The organism is Galbibacter orientalis DSM 19592 (assembly GCF_000260115.1).
Classification (GTDB): Bacteria; Bacteroidota; Bacteroidia; order Flavobacteriales; family Flavobacteriaceae; genus Galbibacter; species Galbibacter orientalis.
In genome coordinates, this window is record NZ_JH651379.1 from 874,558 (window position 1) to 897,679 (window position 23,122).

17 protein-coding genes are annotated in these 23,122 nt (G+C 28.8%); 7 read left to right on the forward strand and 10 right to left on the reverse strand.

Features of this window, described 5'->3' with window-relative positions; translation table 11 throughout:
• Positions 1 to 594 precede the first annotated feature (594 nt).
• The 4 genes from JOOMADRAFT_RS04010 to JOOMADRAFT_RS04025 form a co-directional block, all read right to left on the reverse strand.
• Positions 595 to 1,566: a Fic family protein gene (locus JOOMADRAFT_RS04010; RefSeq protein WP_040879520.1), complete on the reverse strand. Its 972-nt coding sequence runs from the start codon at positions 1,564 to 1,566 to the stop codon at positions 595 to 597.
• Between the two features lie 644 nt (positions 1,567 to 2,210).
• Positions 2,211 to 3,116, reverse strand: coding sequence for a cation diffusion facilitator family transporter (locus tag JOOMADRAFT_RS04015; RefSeq protein WP_008611486.1), 906 nt, complete (start codon positions 3,114 to 3,116; stop codon positions 2,211 to 2,213).
• Position 3,117: 1 nt separating this feature from the next.
• A complete protein-coding gene (rpiB, locus tag JOOMADRAFT_RS04020; protein ID WP_008611487.1) occupies positions 3,118 to 3,552 on the reverse strand; it encodes a ribose 5-phosphate isomerase B in 435 nt (144 codons plus the stop codon).
• A gap of 851 nt (positions 3,553 to 4,403) precedes the next feature.
• Positions 4,404 to 4,646, reverse strand: coding sequence for a hypothetical protein (locus JOOMADRAFT_RS04025; protein ID WP_008611489.1), 243 nt, complete (start codon positions 4,644 to 4,646; stop codon positions 4,404 to 4,406).
• Positions 4,647 to 5,000: 354 nt separating this feature from the next.
• Here JOOMADRAFT_RS04025 and rnr point away from each other — a divergent pair, with 354 nt between their 5' ends.
• The 4 genes from rnr (at position 5,001) to JOOMADRAFT_RS04045 (ending at position 9,606) form a co-directional block, all read left to right on the forward strand.
• Positions 5,001 to 7,190: a ribonuclease R gene (gene rnr / locus JOOMADRAFT_RS04030; RefSeq protein ID WP_008611490.1), complete on the forward strand. Its 2,190-nt coding sequence runs from the start codon at positions 5,001 to 5,003 to the stop codon at positions 7,188 to 7,190.
• A 490-nt stretch (positions 7,191 to 7,680) separates the two neighbouring features.
• Positions 7,681 to 8,355 carry a head GIN domain-containing protein gene (locus JOOMADRAFT_RS04035; protein ID WP_008611492.1) on the forward strand — a complete coding sequence of 225 codons (675 nt, stop codon included), beginning with the start codon at positions 7,681 to 7,683 and terminating at the stop codon, positions 8,353 to 8,355.
• Between the two features lie 170 nt (positions 8,356 to 8,525).
• Positions 8,526 to 9,209, forward strand: a complete 684-nt coding sequence (locus JOOMADRAFT_RS04040) for a LysE family translocator (RefSeq protein ID WP_008611493.1) — start codon at positions 8,526 to 8,528, stop codon at positions 9,207 to 9,209.
• 1 nt (position 9,210) lies between these two features.
• Entirely contained in the window at positions 9,211 to 9,606 is a 396-nt protein-coding gene (locus JOOMADRAFT_RS04045; protein WP_008611494.1) for a hypothetical protein, read from the forward strand.
• Between the two features lie 116 nt (positions 9,607 to 9,722).
• Here JOOMADRAFT_RS04045 and JOOMADRAFT_RS04050 read toward each other — a convergent pair whose 3' ends face one another.
• From JOOMADRAFT_RS04050 to JOOMADRAFT_RS04075, 6 genes are all read right to left on the reverse strand, one after another.
• Positions 9,723 to 11,201, reverse strand: a complete 1,479-nt coding sequence (locus tag JOOMADRAFT_RS04050; protein ID WP_008611495.1) for an AsmA family protein — start codon at positions 11,199 to 11,201, stop codon at positions 9,723 to 9,725.
• A gap of 98 nt (positions 11,202 to 11,299) precedes the next feature.
• Complete coding sequence (locus JOOMADRAFT_RS04055; protein WP_008611496.1) at positions 11,300 to 11,812, reverse strand: OmpH family outer membrane protein; 513 nt, start codon at positions 11,810 to 11,812, stop codon at positions 11,300 to 11,302.
• A gap of 231 nt (positions 11,813 to 12,043) precedes the next feature.
• On the reverse strand, positions 12,044 to 12,880 hold the full coding sequence (locus tag JOOMADRAFT_RS04060) for a class I SAM-dependent methyltransferase (RefSeq protein ID WP_245547648.1): 837 nt from the start codon (positions 12,878 to 12,880) through the stop codon (positions 12,044 to 12,046).
• A gap of 134 nt (positions 12,881 to 13,014) precedes the next feature.
• Positions 13,015 to 14,886 carry a tRNA uridine-5-carboxymethylaminomethyl(34) synthesis enzyme MnmG gene (gene mnmG / locus JOOMADRAFT_RS04065; RefSeq protein WP_008611498.1) on the reverse strand — a complete coding sequence of 624 codons (1,872 nt, stop codon included), beginning with the start codon at positions 14,884 to 14,886 and terminating at the stop codon, positions 13,015 to 13,017.
• A 161-nt stretch (positions 14,887 to 15,047) separates the two neighbouring features.
• Complete coding sequence (gene ybeY, locus JOOMADRAFT_RS04070; RefSeq protein ID WP_008611499.1) at positions 15,048 to 15,458, reverse strand: rRNA maturation RNase YbeY; 411 nt, start codon at positions 15,456 to 15,458, stop codon at positions 15,048 to 15,050.
• Positions 15,451 to 18,786, reverse strand: a complete 3,336-nt coding sequence (locus JOOMADRAFT_RS04075; RefSeq protein WP_008611500.1) for a DUF4175 family protein — start codon at positions 18,784 to 18,786, stop codon at positions 15,451 to 15,453. The genes ybeY and JOOMADRAFT_RS04075 overlap by 8 nt, the downstream gene beginning before the upstream one ends.
• A gap of 370 nt (positions 18,787 to 19,156) precedes the next feature.
• Between JOOMADRAFT_RS04075 and JOOMADRAFT_RS04080 the strand changes: the two genes are divergently transcribed.
• The 3 genes from JOOMADRAFT_RS04080 to JOOMADRAFT_RS04090 all read left to right on the forward strand — a co-directional run bounded on the left by JOOMADRAFT_RS04080 (position 19,157) and on the right by JOOMADRAFT_RS04090 (position 22,836).
• The gene (locus JOOMADRAFT_RS04080; protein WP_008611501.1) at positions 19,157 to 20,029 is read left to right on the forward strand and encodes a DUF808 domain-containing protein; all 873 of its coding nucleotides are present in this window, start codon (positions 19,157 to 19,159) and stop codon (positions 20,027 to 20,029) included.
• A 173-nt stretch (positions 20,030 to 20,202) separates the two neighbouring features.
• Entirely contained in the window at positions 20,203 to 21,732 is a 1,530-nt protein-coding gene (gene gltX, locus JOOMADRAFT_RS04085) for a glutamate--tRNA ligase (protein ID WP_040879522.1), read from the forward strand.
• A gap of 171 nt (positions 21,733 to 21,903) precedes the next feature.
• Entirely contained in the window at positions 21,904 to 22,836 is a 933-nt protein-coding gene (locus tag JOOMADRAFT_RS04090; RefSeq protein ID WP_008611503.1) for an SPFH domain-containing protein, read from the forward strand.
• Positions 22,837 to 23,122: the final 286 nt, after the last annotated feature.

Sequence of the window (23,122 nt, forward strand, 5' to 3'; positions counted from 1 at the left end):
ACTTATTTTGAGGTAGTTAAAATTTAGTCTTTGTTCTTATAGTGAAGCGGTCTTGTGTTTTTACTCGGACATTAATGATATCAAACCTGAAAATCTTGATTCTTGGTTCTTAATATCCAGCTAGCGAAAGCATCACGCTCGTACCGAATATAAAAACTATTTGCCACTAATTCACGAATGATTTATTCTGTGTGTTTTAATAGAAAGCTTTTTAAAGGAAGGGATAAGTTGTTGAATTGTTAAGCTGATAAACTGTTTATAATGCTAGAAAATTCTTAATATCAAATTATTGTTATGTTATAAACATTAACGTAATTTATTGAATTACAATTATATAAAGATATAAATGGGGTTTTCAAAATAGAACCCTTGCTATTAATAAAAACAGGATTTTAGAAAGGCTATTTCTTTAAACTACTTATTTTGTGGTAGTTAAAATTTAGTCTTTTTTCTTATAGCGAAGCGGTCTTATATTTTTACTCGGACATTAATGATATCAAACCTGAAAATCTTGATTCTTAATATCCAGCTAGCGAAAGCATCACGCTCGTACCGAATATAAAAACTTCCATTTTATGACCAATCCTCACTATCTTAGGGTACGATGCTGTTCCCTGTTATTTTATATTTGGTTTTATTTTTTTCTCCAATTTTTTTAAATAGATTTAACTCCAATCCTTTTTTTAAATCTCTACTTGCTGTTGAAGAAGAAATATCTTTAAAAATATTCATATAATCTTTTCTTGAAAACTCTTTTTTATTTAGTGATATAAAATATTCGAGTCGGTCACTCTCGGTCAACGTTCGATTATTAAAATCCAATAACTTATTAATTGACAGATTAATTACTGTTAGCATATACTCGATAAATTTAGTTGATTTTCCTGATTTATCACTTTGATTTAATGCTTTGTAATATTTATCTTGATTATTGCTAATCATAGATTCAAAAGGCAAAAACTCAAAGATTGGATATTTCTCCATTAAAATTAAAGTTTGCCATAATCTTCCCATTCTGCCGTTTCCATCTAAAAATGGATGAATAAATTCCATTTCATAGTGAAAAACACAGCTTTTAATTAATTCGATTTCTTGTGAATTTTTTAAGTATTTGAAAAGGTCTTTCATTAAAAATGATACGTTTTCAAAAGGTGGTGCTAAATGTTCGACTTTTGAATCTTTTATAATTCCAACACCTTGTTTTCTGTATTTTCCAGCATCTTCAATTAGGTTTTTCATTAAATTTTGATGCGCTTTTAAAAATGATTTTTCGTTGTTAGGATTATATTGGTTTAATTTTTCATAAATTTCTATTGCATTTAAAACTTCAAGTATGTCTTTTTTGGGTCCAATAACTCTTTTCTTTTCAAGAAGTGCTGTTATCTGCTCTTCTGTTAAACTATTTCCTTCTATTTTTAATGAAGAGTGAATAGTTTTTATCTTGTTCTTTTTTCTTAATTTAGGAGAAGGTCTATTTAGATAAGTTGCATTTATTTCTCCTATTTTTTCTGAAATAGAGGTTATTAATCTTAAAATTTCTGGAGTTATTTCGTAAGGAGGATTCATTTTAATACTATCATTTGATAGTATCAAAGATACAATCATTTATCCATGAATATTAATTCAAAACAGAATTTTTTAATAGGATAAATATAATGATAAACGTTCCTAAATAAGGAATAAGTTGTTGAATTGAAAAACTGATAAACTGTTTATAATACTTGAAAATTCTTAATATCAAATCTAAAATCTTGATTCTTGGTTCTTAATATCGCAGCTAGCGAAAGCATCACGCTCGTACCGAATATAAAATCTATTTGCCACTAATTCACGAATGATTTATTCTGTGTGTTTTAATAGAAAGCTTTTTAAAGGAAGAGGTAAGTTGTTGAATTGAAAAACTACTTACAATACTAGAAAATTCTTAATATCAAATTATTGCTGTGTTATAAAATTTAACGTAATTTATTGAATTACAATTATATAAATATTCAAATAAGGTTTTCAAAATAGAAGCCTTGCTATTAATAAAAATAAATAAAAACAGGATTTTAGAAAGGCTATTTCATCAAACTACTTATTTTGTGATAGTTAATATTTAGTCTTTTTTTTATAGTAAAGCGGTCTTGTATTTTTACTCGTACATTAATGATATCAAACCCTAAAATCTTGATTTTTAATACTTAGTACTAAATACTATTTTAAAAAAATCAATCTTGAACTATATAATCTTTAGGATCTTCTTTATTGTATTCTGGTTGAATATTTACATGGTTTATTCCAAATTTATCATGTAAAATAACTTCTATTTTTTCTAAAACTATATTAAATTCGGTTAAAGTAACATCTTCTTTAAAATCTAAATGAGCTTCTAAATGTAGTTCATCATCATTTAAACACCATACATGAATATGGTGTAATTTATTTACTTTAGCTACTTTATGAACTTCTTTTACAATTTCTTTAATATCAATATTTTCAGGAGTAAACAGCATAAGCATTTTTGTAGATGTTTTTAATAAATCAAAACCTACAAAAACCAAGTATACGGCAATTAAAAATGTAAGAACACTATCAACCCAAAACAACTGGAAATACTTCATTACCAAGCCTCCAATAAGTACTGCAACACTTGCTAACATATCTGTTAATAAGTGTATATAAGCAGATTTCATATTAATATTTCTAGCGGCATCTTTTTTTAATAATAACACACTTAAACCATTTGCCAAAATTCCAAAAGCAGAAAGCCATATAACCAATTCCGATTGTATAGTTTGAGGATCAAAAAAACGCTTTACAGCTTCTATTATTAATAAAACCGCAATTATAATTAAAGTAGAAGCATTTACAAAAGCGGCAATTATCTCTGCTCTTTTATATCCAAAAGTTCGGTTTGTAGATGCTTCTTTTCCTGTAAGCTTATTTGCTATATAACTAATTACTAAAGAAATAACATCGGTTAAATTATGAAGCGCATCAGAAAGTAATGCTAAACTTCCAGATACCAAACCTCCAACCACTTGAGATGCAGTAATTAATATATTTAAAACAATAGAAAATAAAAGATTTCTACCCTTTAAAGGCGTATGAGAATGATTATGATGTGTGTGCATGTTAACAATGAAGCGCTATTTTATCAATGCGATTTTGATGTCTTCCACCTTCAAATTCTGTATTTAAAAAGGTATCTACCATTTCTAAAACTTGTGGAATAGCCGTAAAACGTGCTGGAATACACAGTATGTTAGCATTGTTATGAGCTCTTATTAAAGCTACTATTTCTTTAGTCCAACATAAACCAGCTCTTACATTTGCATATTTATTGGCAGTCATTGCAACTCCATTTCCGCTACCACAAATAAGAATTCCAAAATCTACCGCTTTAGTATCTACCGCTTTTGCTACTGGATTTGCAAAATCTGGATAATCTACACTTGACGCTTCATCGGTTCCAAAATTTTCAACTTCAATATTTCGTTCTTTTAAAAAAGCTGCAACTGCAAATTTATAATCGGTTCCTGCGTGGTCATTTCCTATAGCTATTTTCATATATTTCTTTTATTTCATTTTAATGGTTATATGGAACATCCCAATAGTAATTCTTCTGTGTATCTAAAAATTTGACATGGATGTTTCATCTTTAAAATTGTTCATAACAAAGGTAGTAAATAGTGAATTACCTATATAGCAGGGCTTAAAGTATTGTTTATAAAATTTAAAAGTATTTTTATAAGTGTTTCTAAGGTATCTTATAAAGATACACTTCATAATTTTTATAATTATAAACACCATTGTTTATTTAATTTTACAAAAACTTAATTATCAGATAATTAACAAACCCCTCATTTTGTTGATATTTATATGATGAAATCTATTAAATAAATTTGCATTTGTAATAAGCAACTTCAATTTGTAAAATTAATTCAATTACGCAAGTGTAAAGTTTTCTTTTTAATCTACATTTCATTAACCACTTTTCAACAGTTATTAACATAAATAGATAACCTACTTATTAAAAATTTTATGTTAGTTGAGTTGTTGACAACTGTGAACTAAATTTTAAAATTAATTCTTTTTCAATCCTTTAGAAAAAAATAAGTTGTTAATAGCTTTTTATAAGTCGGTATAAATAAAGACAACAAACAAACTTCAAAAAAGTTTTGCTACATATAAACACACTATAATAACCACCATTTTTATTTTAAATTTTAAAAAAGAAAAAGATATATATGTTTATATAGTTAATAACTAAAACTAATTTTAGATTTTAATTTTTTTGGAATGATATTACTCCTAAGATATAGTCAGAAAATAAAACTACATTTGTAGAATCTTACCAAACAGAATTTTTATATAAAGAGTGGTTTAGTTTTAATACTTGAAGTTGATTGTTTAGAAATTTAAACAATCTTTAAATGATTTCCTGGATTATCAAATTGTTGAATTAATTCTTTTACGTAGTCAACATAATCTACATGCACACGAAGTTTAATACCTCCCAAAGCATTAGAATAAAAAGGAGAAATACCAATCATAGTTTCGTTCTCAAAAAAAAATGGAATTTCTTCTTCTGTAAGTATAAACTTAAGAATTAGATACTCATGCGGATAAGTATACGTAGCAACCAAAACAAAATTTTTCATTCTGTGCGGATTAATTCACTTAAAAATAAGGAAAATTTCCTTTTAAAAATAAGAAGTTTATCTTTATAAAACTTTATTGGTAGTAGTTGTATCTATGGAACGTGCAGTTTCTAAATGTTCTTTTTTATCTAAAGAATAATTTATATAGCTAGCAAACGACAAAATTCCTGCCAAGAAGACAAGAATAAAAAAGAGTATTATTTTATATAATTTTTTCAATGTATAAAAGTGATGTCTATTTAATAGACGATGCAAAAGTATTATTGTTACACAATATTTAATAAAACTTTAACTTTTAAAATTAATTAGATTGCTTCTATAATAATTAGTATTTTACTAGAAGAATAAAAATATATGACGAAAAGAAAAAAAAGAGCCCAAAAGCACAAAAAAAATGAGCTTACAAAAGGCATTTTTACTGTATTAGAGAGTAATAGAGAAAAGAGTTTTAATTATAAGCAAATTGCTGCTAAATTAGATATAACAGATACCAACGGTAGAAATTTAATTATAAAAAGATTGGGTCAATTAAAAGATAAACAACGAATAGAGGAGGTGGAGAGAGGAAAATATAAGGCAATTCCGTCGCAAAATTATTACGAAGGAATTGTAGATATGACAGGCAGAAATAATGCGTATGTAATATGTGAAGATTTAGATTCTGACGTTTTTGTTCCTTTTAATTTATTAAATAAAGCATTACACGGAGATTTAGTAGAAGTGTATGTTTTTCCGAGACGTAGAAAAGGAAAGAAAATAGAAGGGGAGATTACCAAAATTTTAGAACGTAAGAAAACTACTTTTGTAGGAATTGTTCAATTACAGAAAAACTTTGCGTTTGTAAATCCTACAGATTTTAAAATGTACAGTGATATTTTTGTTCCTAAAAATAAAATTGGGGATGCAGAGCATGGAGATAAAGTAATTGTAGAAATTATAGATTGGCCAAAGGATGCCGATTCTCCGAACGGTAAAATTGTACAAGTTCTAGGTAAACCAGGGGAACATGATACAGAGATTCATGCTATTTTAGCTGAATATGGTTTACCTTATAATTTTCCTGAAGAAGTAGAACACTATGCTAATAAATTAGATACTTCTATTACAAAAGAGGAAATTGCAAAGCGTAGAGATATGCGAGATGTTCCTACATTTACTATAGATCCAAAGGATGCAAAAGATTTTGATGATGCACTTTCCTTTCAAGTTTTAGAAGATGGTAATTTTGAAGTAGGTATTCACATTGCAGATGTTTCCCATTATATAGATTTGGATTCTGTTTTAGAAGAAGAAGCATACAATCGTGCTACATCGGTTTATTTAGTGGATAGAGTAGTGCCTATGCTACCAGAAATTCTGTCCAATAATGCTTGTTCCTTACGTCCTAATGAAGAAAAACTAACTTTTTCTGCGGTTTTTAAAATGAATAAAGATGCGCAGGTTTTAGATAAATGGTTTGGTAGAACTGTTACCTATTCTGATAGACGTTTTGCATATGAAGAAGCACAAGCCATGATTGAAAATCAGAATAATAGTGTTCCTGCTGATGTTTCTTTAACTGGCGAAAGCTACGAAGTTGAAAACCATATTGCAGAGGCTATTATTACATTAGATGAAATGGCAAAATTGATGCGCGGTAGACGCTTATCTGCAGGTGCTATTTCTTTTGATAAAGTAGAAGTTAAATTTGAACTCAATGATAAAAGTGAACCTATTGGTGTTTATTTTAAAACTACCAAAGATGCTAACAAACTTATTGAGGAATTTATGTTGTTAGCTAATAGAAAAGTAGCAGAATTTATAGGCAAGCAAAAGAAAACTTTTGTTTATAGAGTACACGATGAGCCAGATGACGAAAAATTAATGCTTTTACAAGGCGTTATTTCTAAGTTTGGATATAGTATAGATATGAAAAGTAAAAAAGCTGTAACAAGCTCTTTAAATGCTTTATTGGAAGAAGTTCAAGGTACTAAAGAACAAAATCTTGTAGATACGCTTACTATTCGTACTATGAGTAAAGCTGTTTATACTACAGATAACATAGGGCATTACGGACTTGCTTTTGACTATTATACACATTTTACATCGCCAATTCGTAGGTATCCAGATGTTATGGTGCATCGTTTATTACAACATTATCTTGATGGAGGTGCTTCTGTAGATGCCGAAAAGTATGAAGCTAAATGTAAACATTCATCGCAAATGGAATATTTGGCTACCAGTGCTGAGCGTGATTCTATAAAATATATGCAGATTAAATTTATGGAAGGACGTTATGACGAAGAGTTTATAGGTGTTATCTCTGGGGTTACAGAATGGGGAATTTATGTGGAACTTGTTGATAATAAATGTGAAGGTATGATTAGAACTAGAGATATTAAAGACGATTATTATGTTTTTGATGAAAAGCAATATGCGCTCGTTGGAGAATCTACTAAGAATATGTATCAGCTTGGAGACGAAGTGTTTGTAAAACTAAAAAGTACAGATTTAGTAAAACGTCATTTAGATTTTGAACTTACCGGAAAGAAAATTAATGGTTAATAGTTTGTAAAGTATAAAGTTTTAATGTGGAAAGTGTATAGTATTTAAAGTTAATAATCTAGATTTTAGAGAATAGAATAAAGAACATAGAATCAAGACTTTCGCTGATAGAAAAAGGAATAAAGAGAAAAGACCGCCGCAGGATACTTTTGGTTGCATCTTTGAGTTTAAATTTATAAAGTAAAAAGTTAAAGGAGATAGTGTCGAGATAAGAAAATTATTTTTTAACTTCAACTATCAACTATCAACTATCAACTATCAACTATCAACTATCAACTATCAACTATCAACTATCAACTGCATATAACTTACAGCATACTTTGCTAATCTTAACATTTTTTATCATTTTAAATTTCATATTCCACTTAATTGTAGATTATCTTTATCAAAGCTTTTATATACCTTTAATACGTTTAAAGTGTAATTGAAAGAATGATTAATGTAGATTTTTAAAATCGAAAAATAAAAACCACTAAGTGGTAAATGGATTATGAAAAATATAATTGTAGTAAGTATTTTATTTTTAACTTCTTTGGCATTTGGACAGGATAATATTACCAAAGAATTAGGAGAATTTCATGAAGTTAAAGCATACGATGGTTTATCTGTAAAAATTGTAAAAGGAGATAAAACAAAAGCAGTAATTTCTGGTAAGAGTCCCTCTGATGTTGTTTTTGTTAATAAAGGAGGAAAATTAAAAGTTAGGATGAATATCAATGAAGTTTTTAATGGGTATACCACTTTTGTTGTTTTATATACCAATGACATAATTGATGTTTTAGATGCCAATGAAAACGCTATGATTTCTGTAAAAGAAACAATTGAGCAGGTAGATCTTGAACTTAGAGCACAGGAGGGTGCTAAAATTGAAGCCGATTTAAAAGTAGACAGATTGGATTCTAAAGCAATTACAGCTGGAGTTATTACTATAACTGGAACTTCCAAAAATCAAGAAGTTAGTGTAAACACTGGTGGTAGGTTTGAAGGTGGAGATTTAGTATCAGAACAAACAGAAGTAGATGTCAAAGCTGGGGGAGTAGCAGATGTTAATGCCACAGAATTTGTAGATGCTAAAGTAAAAGTTGGAGGAACAATTAATGTTTATGGAAGTCCAAGAGTACTTCAAAAGCAAACTTTTGTTGGAGGTACTATAAACGAATTATAATAAAATTTTAATTTTAAAATATTTAAAATCATCATAATTGGTATTAAGTTATGATGATTTTTTATTTTTGATATTTCTAGATCAATCTAAAACACCTGTATAGTTTTCTTTTTTCTCTTAAAGAGATTTAATTTATTTCAGTTTTTCTGAATTTTTATAAAATTATTTCAATGATTGAAGACGTTTTTAAAGCAATACCACTCGGAATTCTTTTGGCATTTACCATAGGTCCCGTGTTTTTTGTATTGTTAGAAACGAGTGCAATTAAAGGTTTTAGAGCTGCTTTTAGTTTTGATTTAGGGGTTGTTTTAGGAGATATTGCTTTTATTCTAATAGCTTATTTTAGTACAAATAAGATTCTTCATAAAATTAAAGACGATCCTTCTTTGTTTATATTTGGTGGTATTTTGCTTATTACTTATGGAGTAATTTCCTTTATAAAATGTAAAAGCGATTATAAAAAGGATATAAGAAATGCCATTAATCAAGTAGTGGTAAAGCGCAATTATATGCGACTTTTCTTTAAAGGATTTTTATTGAATTTTATAAATGTTGGAGTGTTAGGTTTCTGGTTAGGCATTATTATTATTTTTGGACCTAAATTAGAAATGAACGATGATAGAATTTTTATCTTTATAACTACTATTTTAATTACCTATCTTTTTATTGATTGTATTAAAATTTTACTTGCAAAGCAATTACGGAATAAGCTTACACCTAAGCGAATTTTTAAAATTAAACGTATAATTAGCTTGATTCTTGTTCTTTTTGGCTTTGTACTAGTCCTACAAGGCTTTTTCCCTAATGAAAAGCAGAAGATAGAGAATGTTATCCAAGATATTAGAAAACTTTAATATGAATGCTTATTTTAATTTATTGCCTCAATTAAGTTTATTGCTCTTTATTGCTATTACTTTTTTATTTAGTTTTTATGATAAAATTTCTGATTGGAGCGGTACTATTTCTTTTTTAAAACAGCATTTTAAAGGCACTTTTGTTAAATCTATTGTACCATTAACTCTTTTTTTAATTACTATTTTAGAACTTTTAGCTGGGATTTTTTCTATAATAGGAATTTATAATGTTCTTTCAGGAGATAAATATTTTGCAATCTTAAGTTGTATAATTTCTTTATTGGTATTATTTATTTTTTTAATTGGCCAGCGAATAGCCAAAGACTTTGATGGCGCTATGAAAATTACAGTTTATATTATTCCTGTAGTTTTTTGTTTTTATTTGCTTGTAAATTAAGATTGTTGGTCTATAAAAGTAAATTGATTTAAAAATAGTTACGAATAATGTTTTTTTTCTTTTTTCTTATTGCAAAGAGGTCTTATATATTTACTCGTAGATTACTATTAAATTTATTACAATACAGTTTGTAATGTTCCTTCACGTACACATAACCAGAAATAATTAAAAAACGATTTTTGCTTATCTCTTTCTACTTTTATTTCTACTTTTTTATTATCATTTTTATCATTCTTCATAAAAAGATTAGCAACGTTTGTAAAGAATTTATTAACTACATTTTTGTTTTTCTTTTTAATAGTTATTTTAAAATCATCATATTTTAATTCAAAGGATCCATTTGCAACATTTTCATTTGCATTTACATTAAAAACAATGCTTTTTATTTCCCCGCTTGTTTCTACATTCATGTTTGGCTCCACAAAATCATTTATCTGATGTGCACTTAAATTTTTCATATTTCCATGTAGTGTAAAGAAGTCAGCTTTGTTATTAATATCAAAATTCCATAACAATTTAAAATCTGCATTATCCATAAATTTGGAATTTATTTCGATTTTTGTTTCACCATTTCCTTCCATGGAATTTATATTTTCAATGGTACTATTCACTTCTGTAAATACTATATTTCCAGGCTCCTCGTAATTTTTTACTCTTTCAGCATATTTTATCCTACTGTTTATAATTTCTAAATGCTCAATATTTAGTTTAAATGGTAAATTTCTAAGTGCTTTACTATATAAAGGTTTGTATTTTGTAGGTTCTGGGAGTAATTTATTCTTATATATTTCTATATTCCCTTTAAAAATTTTTAAATTATTAGCCTCATATAAAGCACTATCTCTATATGTATTATGTTGGTATTTATCTATTAAGATGGAATCAATATCTAGGTTAATCCAGTCTGTTTGTACTGTTACATGCTTTTGTAGTTCCTTTTTTGAATATAGCGTCTTTATACCTACGTTGCTAGCTTTTATATACTGTTTATTTGCCTTTATTTTGTCTATCTTGAAATTTAAATGATTGTTTATTGGTAGTTCTATATTCTCTGCAGTTAATAGGATTTTTTCATATTTAAAAACTTGTTTAAGATTATGGTTTGTATTTATAATCACTTCATTTAAAATTACGCCTATATTTTCCACTTTTATAGGTTCTTTTTCTACTGCTGTGTTATAACTTAGATTGGTATTTTTTACTTCAATTTCTTTAATCTTTATTTTGAAGTTCTTCTGTTCATTATTTTTTTTAGCTGAATTTTTCTTTCTCAAATACCCGTCACCATTTTCAACATATATTTTTTCTATTTCAAAATTATTTTTGCTGAAAAGATTATTAATCGATATTCCAGAAATTTCTACTTTTTTAATAGATGCTGAATCTTTCGATTTTGAATGAATTATAACATTTTTTAAAGTTACAGTTCTTGTTAAGATGTTAGTATTCACATCTGTTATTTCAAATGAATAATCAGAATTGTTTTGAGCTATTTTCTTTTCAATAAAATTTGTAATCAATAAATTGGCTACTATAATGAGGGTTGCCAATACAGCAACAACTAGGAAGATTATTTTTATATACTTCTTTTTCAAGAATTTAATTTTAATGATAGCTCAATTGAATATACAAAAAAAGACGCTTCTAAGAAGCGTCTTAACTTTTTGTTGTGCCAAATATTGTTTTACTACAATTATTCTGACTTATAATCGTCGTTGATAGCTTTTAAAACATCATTGGTAATATCTTTAGATTCTTCTCCGTATAATACACTTCCTGCATCATTAGAACCTAAAACAAAGGTGTATCCTTTTTCTTTACTATAGTCTTTTACAAAAGATCTTACTTTTTTGATTAAGCTATCAATTTCTTGCTGACTCTCTTGGGAAAGTTTTTGCTCTTCCATTTGAAGTTGCTGTCCCATAGTTTGTCTTTTTTGCATAAGTGCATTGTATTTTTCCTGGGCAACACTTTGAGCTAATTTCTCTGCTTCTGTTTGGAAAGCTTGAACTTCTGCTTGAAAAACTTTACCTATACTATCTGCTCTTTTATCAAAAGATTCAATTTTGGTTTTGTATTTAGCTTCGATGTCAATTTTCTCCTGATACTCATTTATCAATTTTGTATTATCTACAAAAGCTATTTTATTTTGTTGACATGATATTGTTGCTAAAGCAACAACTGCGATTAAAATAATTTTTTTCATTTTTTGGTCTAAAAATTTGTTCCGAACAAAAATAGGAAAGTAAATGGATTTTCCCCTTTTTTCTGTTCTGATATTAATAAATAGTAATTTCTTATATTTTTTGTTTTATAATAGTTTTATCTTATTAAAAATAGGTTCTTATAAGTCGTTTTAAGCCATAATTATATTATTTCAATGTAATTATATTACTTAGTATTCTAAACAGGCATGAAAACGCTTAAAATAATTTTTTTACTGTTTTTTGGCTATATATATAAGAGAAGAATATTCACCAGTGGATTTTGCATTCAAATTTGATTTTAAACCAATTCTAAGCGCTTTTATAAAATTTGTATTGCCTGTTTTTATTTTTTCTGAAAGCATACTTACATAAAAAGAATCAAAAATTAAAGGTAGGATTTTTACTACAAATAAATTATTCTCTTTTAATATTGTTTTCATTGAATGTTTATTAAAATGCCATATATGTCTTGGTACATCATAAGCAGCCCATGCCTCTTTATAATGTTCCGCATCATAAGATTTATAGTTTGGAACTGCAATTATAGCAATTCCATTTTCATTTAGCATTTCATATATTTTTTTTAATTGTATTTCCAAATCATGTACATGTTCTAATACATGCCACATGGAAATAATATCAAATTTTTTTACTGGTAATTCATCTATTTTTTCAACTACTTTATTGCCTTTTTTTAATGATAATTCTCTTGCATTTTTATTAGGTTCTGTACCATAGCAATCAAAATATTTATTGCAATAAAAAATTAAATCACCTGTTCCGCTTCCAATATCTAATAATGTTTTAGCTGTTGGATTGTATTTTTTGAATAATTTATTTTTCCTTTTTAATGAGTATGATTTTATTATTTGATATAGTTTATCAATAAAAGTTTTTGTAGAATCTGTATGTGAAATATAATTTTCACTTTGGTAATAATTTCCAATTTTATCTTCAGAAGGAGTAGGGGATGTTTTTAATAGTCCTTCAATTTTAGTTGCTATAATTTCAAATTCTTCATTTGAAACTAAGCTATCTTTTGCTCTTAAATGAATTTTATTTTCCAAGGAATTGCTCATATAAATTAAACATGTGCAAGATACTATTTATTGATTTAGAGTAATAATTAAGGTATAAATATTAATCAAATAAAAAGGGTTCCACGTGGAACCCTTTTGTAAATATATATTCAGATTTAAAATTATCTCCCCATATAAACTAACATCACACTTATGTCGCTTGGAGAAACTCCACTTATTCTTGATGCTTGAGATAAAGTTCTTGGCTTAATTTTCTTTAGCTTTTCTTTAGCCTCAAATGATAAAGATTTTAGCTTACTATAATCAAAATTTTCTGGAATTTTTATGTCTTCAAGTCTATTTAATTTACTTGCATTATTTTTTTCCTTTTCAATATAACCTGAGTATTTAACTTGTATTTCGGTTTGATCTAACACTTCTTGATCTAAATTGTTTTCTTTAATATAAGTGTCAACATCTTCAACCTTTCTCATCAAATCTAAAGTAACATTTGGTCTCGCAAATATCTTAAACATTTTATCAGATTGCTTCATCGGGGAAGATGCTACTTCTTCCAGAATAGGATTTATTACTTCTGGTTTTACACTCGTTTCTTTAAAGAAATTTACAAAACCTTCAGATAATTTTTCCTTTTCTTCCATACGTCTCAGTTGCTTTTCAGAAGCTAAACCTATTTCAAAACTTCTAGGAGTTAAACGTAAATCTGCATTATCCTGTCTTAATAAAGTTCTGTATTCTGCTCTAGAAGTAAACATTCTGTATGGCTCTTCAGTACCCTTTGTTATTAAATCATCTATTAAAACTCCAATATAAGCCTCATCTCTATTTAGTATAAATGGGTCTCTTTCTTGTACTTTTAAACTTGCATTTATTCCTGCCATTAATCCTTGAGAAGCTGCTTCTTCATATCCAGTAGTTCCATTTATTTGTCCTGCAAAATATAAACCTTCAACCAATTTGGTTTCTAAAGTATGTTTCAATTGCGTAGGAGGGAAGTAATCGTATTCTATCGCATAGCCGGGCCTAAAAAACTTTACATTTTCAAATCCAGCAACAGATCTCAATGCTTTAAATTGTACATCCTCTGGTAGGGAAGTTGAAAATCCGTTTATATAATATTCAACCGTATCCCAACCTTCTGGCTCTACAAAAAGTTGATGCCTGTCTTTATCTGCAAAACGATTTATTTTATCTTCTATTGATGGACAATAACGTGGTCCAATACTTTTAATTCTTCCGTTAAACATTGGAGATCTATCAAAACCTTCTCTTAATAAATCATGAACTTCATTACTCGTATAAGACATATGACAATCTCGTTGATGTGTCAAAGGTTTTGTCTCATCAGAATAAGAAAATTTTTCAGGTTTTTCATCACCAGGTTGTACCGTCATTTTACTAAAATCTAACGATCTTCCATCTACTCTAGGTGGTGTTCCTGTTTTCATTCTTCCAGCTTCAAAACCGCAATTAATTAAATCTTCTGTAATTCCAGTTGCTGCTCTTTCACCTGCACGTCCTCCTCCAAATTGTTTTTCACCAATATGAATTAATCCATTTAAAAAAGTACCATTAGTTAGCACAACAGATTTACATTTAACTTCAATTCCTAGAGAAGTTCGTACGCCTTTAATTTTTCCGTTTTCTATAATTAAACCAGCAACCATTTCCTGATAGAAATCTAAATTTTTGGTTCTTTCCAGCATTAATCTCCATTCTTCTGCAAAACGCATTCTATCACTTTGAACTCTTGGAGACCACATTGCTGGGCCTTTAGATTTATTGAGCATTTTAAATTGTATGGCAGTTTTATCACTTACAATTCCAGAATAACCTCCCATTGCATCTATCTCTCTAACTATTTGTCCTTTTGCAATTCCTCCCATAGCTGGGTTGCAAGACATTTGTGCAATGTTTTGTAAATTCATTGTAATAAGTAGGGTAGAAGAACCCATATTTGCCGCAGAAGCTGCTGCTTCAGAACCTGCATGTCCACCACCTACAACTATAACATCATATTCTTTATCAAACATAAAAATGAATTTCTAAATTAATCCCACGTATGGGGTTGGTTTATTGACGCTTCCGTCTAAATTGTTATTTTGAATTCCTCTTTATTTGCTAAGAGGTTTTTATTCGTTCCACGTGAAACAGCTTTGTTAGCCCCCGCTATTTCAGTGTTTGTTCTTGTAGTCTATTTAAATAATGCTATTTTTTCCTCTTCTTTTGTACGCATTATTTTTGTATCTTCTTCGGTTTTGTCTTTATATCCACAGTAATGAAGAATACCATGTGCCATAACCCTTTTTAATTCTGTGTCAAAACTTACGCTATATTCGTCGGCATTTTCTTTAACCCTTTCAACAGAAATAAAAATATCTCCAGCTATTGTATGTGCATCCGAATAATCAAAACTGATAATATCTGTCAGCGTATCGTGATTCAAATAGTCAACATTAATTTTATGCAAGTATTCATCATCACAAAATATATAGTTTATTTCACCTAACTCTTTGTCTTCAGATTTGATAGTTTTAAGTATCCAATCCTCAAAACTTTTCTCGTTTTCAATCTTAAATTCGGTCTCGTAATTAAAACTAATCATCCTTTCTAAAATAAGCGTTTACTTTTTGCTTGTAATTTTGCCGCAAAGGTAAGGCTTGTCTATTTAATATTTCAACTTCATTAAAATATTGTTGTATTTCAGGTAAATTATTTGTAGAAGAATTTTCAAATTCCTTAGTATTTGTATTACTTTCCCTTTCTTCTTTTTGTCCTTGTTTTAATGTAGCATCTTCCAACTTTAATAATTGATGCTGTAATTGTAACATTTTTTGTTGAGTAGCTTCATTAAAACCTTTTTCTAACAAATTGTTTTCTATCTGCTCCATTTCGTTTGCTAATTTTTTAGCATGTTGTTTCTCACCAGCACCGTTTATATTTTCTAGTTGTTTTTCTAATTCATTTCTTAATTCTTGTTGCTGCTTATAAATTTCAAAAACTTCTCCAGACATCTTTTCATTTTCTAAACCTTCTCCTTTTTTTGTTCCTTTTTTATCTCCATTTTGTTCTTCTCCTTCATTTCCCTCAGAAGGTTTTTGTCCTTCTTTTCCCTTTTCCAAGCCTTGCTGCATTTGTTTATTTAATTCTTCTTGCGACTGAATAATATCTGGTAGTTGAAAACTTTTACCACTACCTCCAGATTGACCAGAAGCCATACTTTGTTGCATATTATTCAAAACATCACTTAAAAAATCTGCTAATTCGTTTGTTGCAGTTAAGGTATATTGCTGATGAGAAATTCCTTGATAATATTGATTTTCGGCAAATTGTTCTAATGTTCTATCAATGTTATAATAGATGCTCTCAATGTTTTCATTTATTTTTTCTGATATTTTTGGTTGCCTCAAAGACAGGGCAAATAAACTATCATCTACATGTTCAAAGAGGGTACGTAATTCATTTTGCTTTCTTAAATATACCGATAGGTTTGAATTTTGTTCATTGTAGTTTTGAATACGTTCCATAATCTCTTCCTGATCAAACGAAAACACTAATAGATTATCTAAAATTTGACGTAATGATTCCATATCTTCAATCATTCCTTCCTCATTCCCAGCTTGCATCATACTTCCCATTTGTTTTGCCAGTTCCTCAATTTTCTTGGCTGCCTTTTGTTGTTTTTGCTTAGCTTGATTTTCAGATTTATTGTCTTCAGAATTATCAGTAGATTTTTCTTCTAATTTTTCTGTTGCTTCTTTTTGTGCAGCTTTAATTTCTTCCTCTTTTTTTGTATCTGTTCCAAGCTCCATGGGTTTCTCAAGCTTTTCATTTTGCTCTTTTAAATCCTTTATTTCTTCCTGAATATTTTCAAAATCAGTATTTAATTGTTCTTGTTTATCAACACTATTTTCTTCTTCTGTTTCATTAGATAAATCACGTTGTTTCTTAGCAAGATCTTCTAAATCTTTTTTAATTTTCTCAGCTTTAGCAGTAGTATAATACCTTTTGGTTAGTTCTAATAACTGTTCTAAATTTCTGCTATCTTTTTTCTGCTGCTTAGCCATTTGTTCCAATCGCTTAGACAACTCTTCTTTATTAATTTTATCAGAAATTTCCTTCAATTGTTCCATCAGCTTTTCATTTTTTTCCATCTCTTTTTGCTGTCGCTCTAAGCGTTCTTGCAACAATTTATTCAGTTCAGATTTTTCTTTATTTCCCTTTTGAAATTCTTCTAAATTTTGTTGTAGCTCCTCATGGTATCTCTTCATCATTTGATCTTGCTGCTGTTGTCTTTCTAAATAATTAGCTATTTTCTTTTTATCATTATAGTTCAGTTGGTTTTTTTGTTTATTTGTTTCGCTAATTTTATCTAATTGTTTTTCTTGAGATTCTATTTGGTTTAAAGAATTCTCCATTTCCTGGATATTCTCTTGTTGCTTTTTTAACTGTTGGTTTTTTAATTCTGAATTTGTAAGCTTTCGATATCCATAAACATTACTTTTAGCAGTCTTTCCACCATTAATTGCGTCATTATCTATTACTTCAAAATAAAACTTGTAGGTAGTTCCGGCATTTAAATTTAAATTTTCTGGAAATATGTATGCAAATCTGTCGTAACTTCCATTTTTAGTAGGTATTGCTAGCTTATTTATACTATCTGTTCCTTGTGGATAATAGACTAGATTTAATTTTTGTAAGCCATAATCATCTGAAATCTGACCTATATAAATTCTTCTTTCATTATGTAAACTATCTACTTTTTCTTCTACTTTAATCTCTGGGTATTGATCTTTTATAACAGAAATTGAATAGCCTAAGTTTTCATAATTCTTTAAATTTTTATTACTGGTAGAAATGGTATAATTAAGATTTGAATATATATTTTTAGATAATTCAAACTGATTTTCATTTTTGTTGAAATTAAGAACAGTGTCTTTAAGTTGTAGCGAAACTGCATCTGTTTTGGTAGTTTTAAGCAGCCATTTTATAGCTGTTCCTTCGGGAATTACTGCATTTCCAGTGCTTTTTAAGATTTCAGATTTTTTTCCTGTATACTTTGGATATTCTAATAGCATTTCAAAAGAAACTAATGATGGCGTTGAAATTACCTTTAAACTATATTGTTGAGATGAAACATTGTTTGCCGTAAGATTAAATTTAATGTCTTTTTTAGGTTGAGTAAATTCATACTCAAATGTTCCTATTGTTTTTTGTTGCATAAAAAATAAATTTCCATCAACGTTAATCTGTACATTCTCAGGGACATATTTTCCTGCAGTATTTACTTTTAATGTATAACTCTGTCCTTCAATAGCTTGTAAAGAATCGTTTAAAATAAAAAACTGAAAAGGAGCTGGAGGTGTATATGCCGTTTTATAATCTATAACTCTTTTATAACTCTCTGTAAACAAGTTGCTTTTTCCAATAATTATAACAATCAGTATAAAAAATATTGGAGCTAATGCATACCATACATATTTTAAATTTGCTTTATAGTTTATTGCAGTTTGAAAGGGAATGGGAGTAAGAGTTCCACTTTTCTGTTCAATACTAGCAAGGAGTAAATCAGATTTTTCCGCATTTTCCGAAAGTTGTAAAACATTTAAAAGCTTGTCGTTAACCTCTGGAAAATGATTTCCAATAATTGAAGAAGCTGTTTTATAATCTATCCCTTTTCTAATTTTGAAAAGATATAATAACGGACTCACAATAAATTTTAGAAATAATATGGTTTCTATAGTTATAAAAAGCCAAAATAAAATAAGACGGCCAGCAGTACCAAACCAAATAAAATATTCTAATAAAACCGTTAATATAAAATATAATAATCCAATTCCAATAAACAAAAAAGTCCCTTTTATCAGTTCATTCACATAATATTTACGTAAAAAACCTTCTAATTTTTGTTTTATGTTCTCTAGTGCATTCATTCGTTACAATTGGGATATTCAAGTATTTTTTATGTTAGTCGAAATTAACAAAAGCAACTTCTAATATTTTAATGTAAATTATGAATTTTAAACGAGTTAGAAAATAGGGTTATTTTAACTGATTTTAATTTTTCTTTGAAGCTGTTGCTATAGATTTTCAATACTTTTTAAATCAGTTTTGACTTTTTTGTTTCGTTTTTGTGTCAAGACAAAAATGAAATTAGGTTTAAGTAATTGAAAAGAAAATAGTTAATCCTATTCTATATTTAGATTTATATCGAACTCACGTTTTTATATTAAATCGCTGTACATGTTTGGTTTTCATATAAATATTCTGCTATTTTTATACAGAATTTTAATTATACAAAATATGGCTTCAGGGATTTTTGCAATTCTAGACGATATTGCTACGCTTATGGATGATGTAGCTGCAATGAGCAAAGTAGCTGCAAAAAAAACAGCTGGAATTTTAGGAGACGATTTAGCTGTTAATGCCGAAAAAGCCTCTGGTTTTGCTTCATCTAGAGAGATTCCTGTATTATGGGCAATTTCTAAAGGATCTTTAATTAATAAATTGATTATTCTCCCGGTTGCTTTTCTTTTAAGTGCTTTTTTACCATGGGCTATTAATATCATTTTAATAATAGGAGGGATATACTTAGCCTTTGAGGGTGCCGAAAAAATATATCATTTTTTTGTACCACACCATAATTCTAAAGCTGAAGAATTAAAAGAAGTGCAAACAAAAGAAGAAATTTTAGCAATCGAAAAAGAACGTATTAAATCGGCCATTATAACCGATTTTATTCTTTCTGTGGAAATTGTAATTATAGCGCTCGGAACCGTTGTTGGTCAAGAAATATGGAATCAAATTATTGTAGTTAGTATTATTGCGCTTATTGCAACTGTAGGGGTTTACGGAATTGTAGCGCTCATTGTAAGAATGGATGAAGCAGGCTATAAACTAATTGCTAAAAGTAAAAGTGAGAAAAGTTTTTTGCATAAAATTGGTCAGTTATTAGTAAATGCCTTACCTAAAGTTATTCAGGCTTTGAGTGTTATTGGAACTATTGCTTTGTTGTTGGTTGCGGGAGGAATTTTTAATCATATTGAATTTATGCATCATCTATTTCCATGGATGCCAAGTATGTTAAAAGATTTTCTTGCTGGTTTGGTTGTAGGGTTTATTGCATTTTTTGTGTTTCAAGTTGTTCTTAAAATTTATCATAGAATTGCTAAATAAGCTGGCTATATTTATTTTATAAACTTCTTTTAAGTAGCGTGTAATCAATTCATTTTTTGATTACACATAAAATTTATACCAAAATTGTTCTTTTAGCTATTTTCCTTTTTAACTTCCTATCCATAACTTCGTAACTCAATTCAAATAAAGTATCTTTGCCAAAAATTTAAATGATGAGTACAAAAGTACGTGTGCGTTTTGCGCCTAGTCCAACAGGTCCACTACATATTGGTGGAGTTAGAACTGCTTTATTTAACTATTTATTTGCAAAAAAACATGGAGGAGATTTTCTTTTACGTATTGAAGATACCGACCAAAATAGATATGTAGAAGGTGCTGAAGAATATATCGTAGCTGCTTTAAAATGGTTGAATATTCCTTATGATCAAGGACCCAGTTCTTCCGAAGAAATACAAAAAAAATACGGTCCTTTTCGTCAAAGTGAACGTAAGGATTTATACAAAAACTATGCTGATACATTAATTAATAATGGTTGGGCATATTATGCTTTTGATACAGCCGAGGAATTAGATGAGCACCGCAAAGACCATGAAGAAAAAGGGAAAACCTTTATTTATAATTGGCACAATCGTTTAAAATTAAAAAATTCTTTATCGCTTTCTACTGAAGAAGTTCAGAAAAAGATAAATGCTGGAGAAGATTATGTTATTCGTTTTAAATCTCCTCAAGATGAAAAACTTCATTTAAAAGATATTATCCGCGGAGCTATTGAAATTGACACTAATATTTTAGATGATAAGGTGTTGTTTAAAAGCGATGGAATGCCAACCTATCATTTAGCAAATATTGTAGACGACCATTTAATGGAAATTACCCATGTTATTCGTGGTGAAGAATGGCTTCCTTCAATGGCATTACATGTGCTGCTTTATCGTGCTTTTGAATGGCAAGCTCCTGAATTTGCACATTTACCACTTATTTTAAAACCAACAGGAAAAGGAAAATTAAGTAAACGGGATGGAGATAAATTAGGATTCCCTGTTTTTCCTTTAGAATGGAAAGATCCTACAACAGGAGATGTTTCACGTGGATACAAAGAAGATGGATATTTTAATGATGCAGTGATTAATTTCTTAGCGTTTTTAGGATGGAATCCAGGGACTGAACAAGAGATTTTTAATTTAGATGAATTAATAAATGCCTTCGAATTAGAAAAAGTACATAAAGCTGGAGCTCGTTTTGATCCTGATAAAACCAAATGGTATAATCATCAATATCTTCAACAAAAAGAAGATAAGGAATTGGCTGCACGTTATATGCCAATGCTGGTAGCTCAAGCAATTAATGCGGAAGTGGATTATGTAGAAAAAGTAGTTTCACTTATAAAAGAACGTGCTAGTTTTGTTTCTGAATTTTGGGAATTGAGCAGTTTTTTCTTTACTGCTCCATCTACTTATGACGCTAAAGCTAGTAAAAAGCAATGGAAAGAAAATACTAATGAGTATATAAATGAACTTGTTCCTGTGATTAATGAAATAGGCGAATTTTCTTCTAAAAATATAGAAGCAGTAGTAAAACAATGGATTTCCGACAAAGAACTTGGCTTCGGACAAGTAATGCCACCCTTGCGTTTAGCCTTGGTTGGAGAAATGAAAGGACCTCATGTTTTTGATATTATAGAACTTATTGGAAAAGAAGAAACCGTAAACCGACTCCAAAAAGCTGTTGAAGTTTTAGGATAATTACTTCTTTTTTAACCATACTAAACCCCGAAGTTGTTATACAACTTCGGGGTTTGTTTTTTCATTAATGTGTATCCTTTATTAGATATCAATTATTTTCTAATATTTTATTTACAATTCTTTAATTATTCGTAATTTACCAACGTCAATCATTTACAAATATTTATAATTATGATTTTTCTAATACCTATTTTTTTCTTCGGAATTATTATTCTTTTTAGTTCCTTTTTCGTTGTAAAACAACAAACAGCCGTAACCATTGAGCGTTTTGGTAAATTCCATAGCATTCGAAACTCCGGACTTCATTTAAAAATTCCATTAGTAGATAAAATTGCTGGGCGTTTAAGTTTAAAAATTCAGCAGTTAGATGTTATTGTAGAAACCAAAACTTTGGATGATGTTTTTGTTAAGCTAAAAATATCAGTTCAGTTTTTAGTGCTGAAAAATAAAATTTATGAAGCGTTTTATCAATTAGAATATCCGCACGAACAAATAACATCTTATGTTTTTGATGTAGTACGCGCAGAAGTTCCTAAGATGAAATTAGATGATGTTTTTGTTAAGAAAGACGATATTGCTATTGCTGTAAAAGAAGAATTACAAGATGCAATGCTAGATTATGGTTATGACATTATTAAAACGCTTGTAACGGACATTGATCCTGATGCGCAAGTAAAAGCAGCTATGAACCGAATTAATGCGTCAGAGCGCGAGAAAATTGCTGCTCAGTTTGAAGGAGATGCCGCTAGAATACTTATTGTTGAAAAGGCGAAGGCTGAGGCTGAAAGCAAAAGGCTACAAGGACAAGGTATTGCAGATCAACGAAGAGAAATAGCACGTGGTCTTGAAGAGTCTGTTGAAGTTTTAAATAAAGTTGGAATTAACTCTCAAGAAGCTTCTGCTTTAATTGTGGTTACTCAACATTATGACACGCTTCAATCTATAGGTGAAGAAACTAATAGTAATTTAATTTTACTTCCAAATTCTCCACAAGCGGGGAGTGATATGCTAAACAATATGGTAGCCTCGTTTACTGCAAGTAATCAAATTGGAGAAGCTATGAAACGCCAGCGAGAGGAGCAAGATGGAAAGAATAATAAGTAGACTAAAGCATGATGTTCAATAAAATAATTTACATTTTTTTAAGCATTTTAGCTATTGGAAATATTGCTTACAGTTTTTTTGGTGAAATGGAATCGCCTACTTTTATTGGTCAAGAAATTAATATTTGGTTATACAGACTTATATGGGTTGGGTTTGCAGTCTTGTTTACAACAAATTTTTTTCAGCTTAAAAACAGGAAGAATTAAAGCAGAGTTTACAAGAGTCTATTAAAATATAAAAAGCGTTGTTGAAATTCAATTCCAACAACGCTTTTTTCTTCCATTCA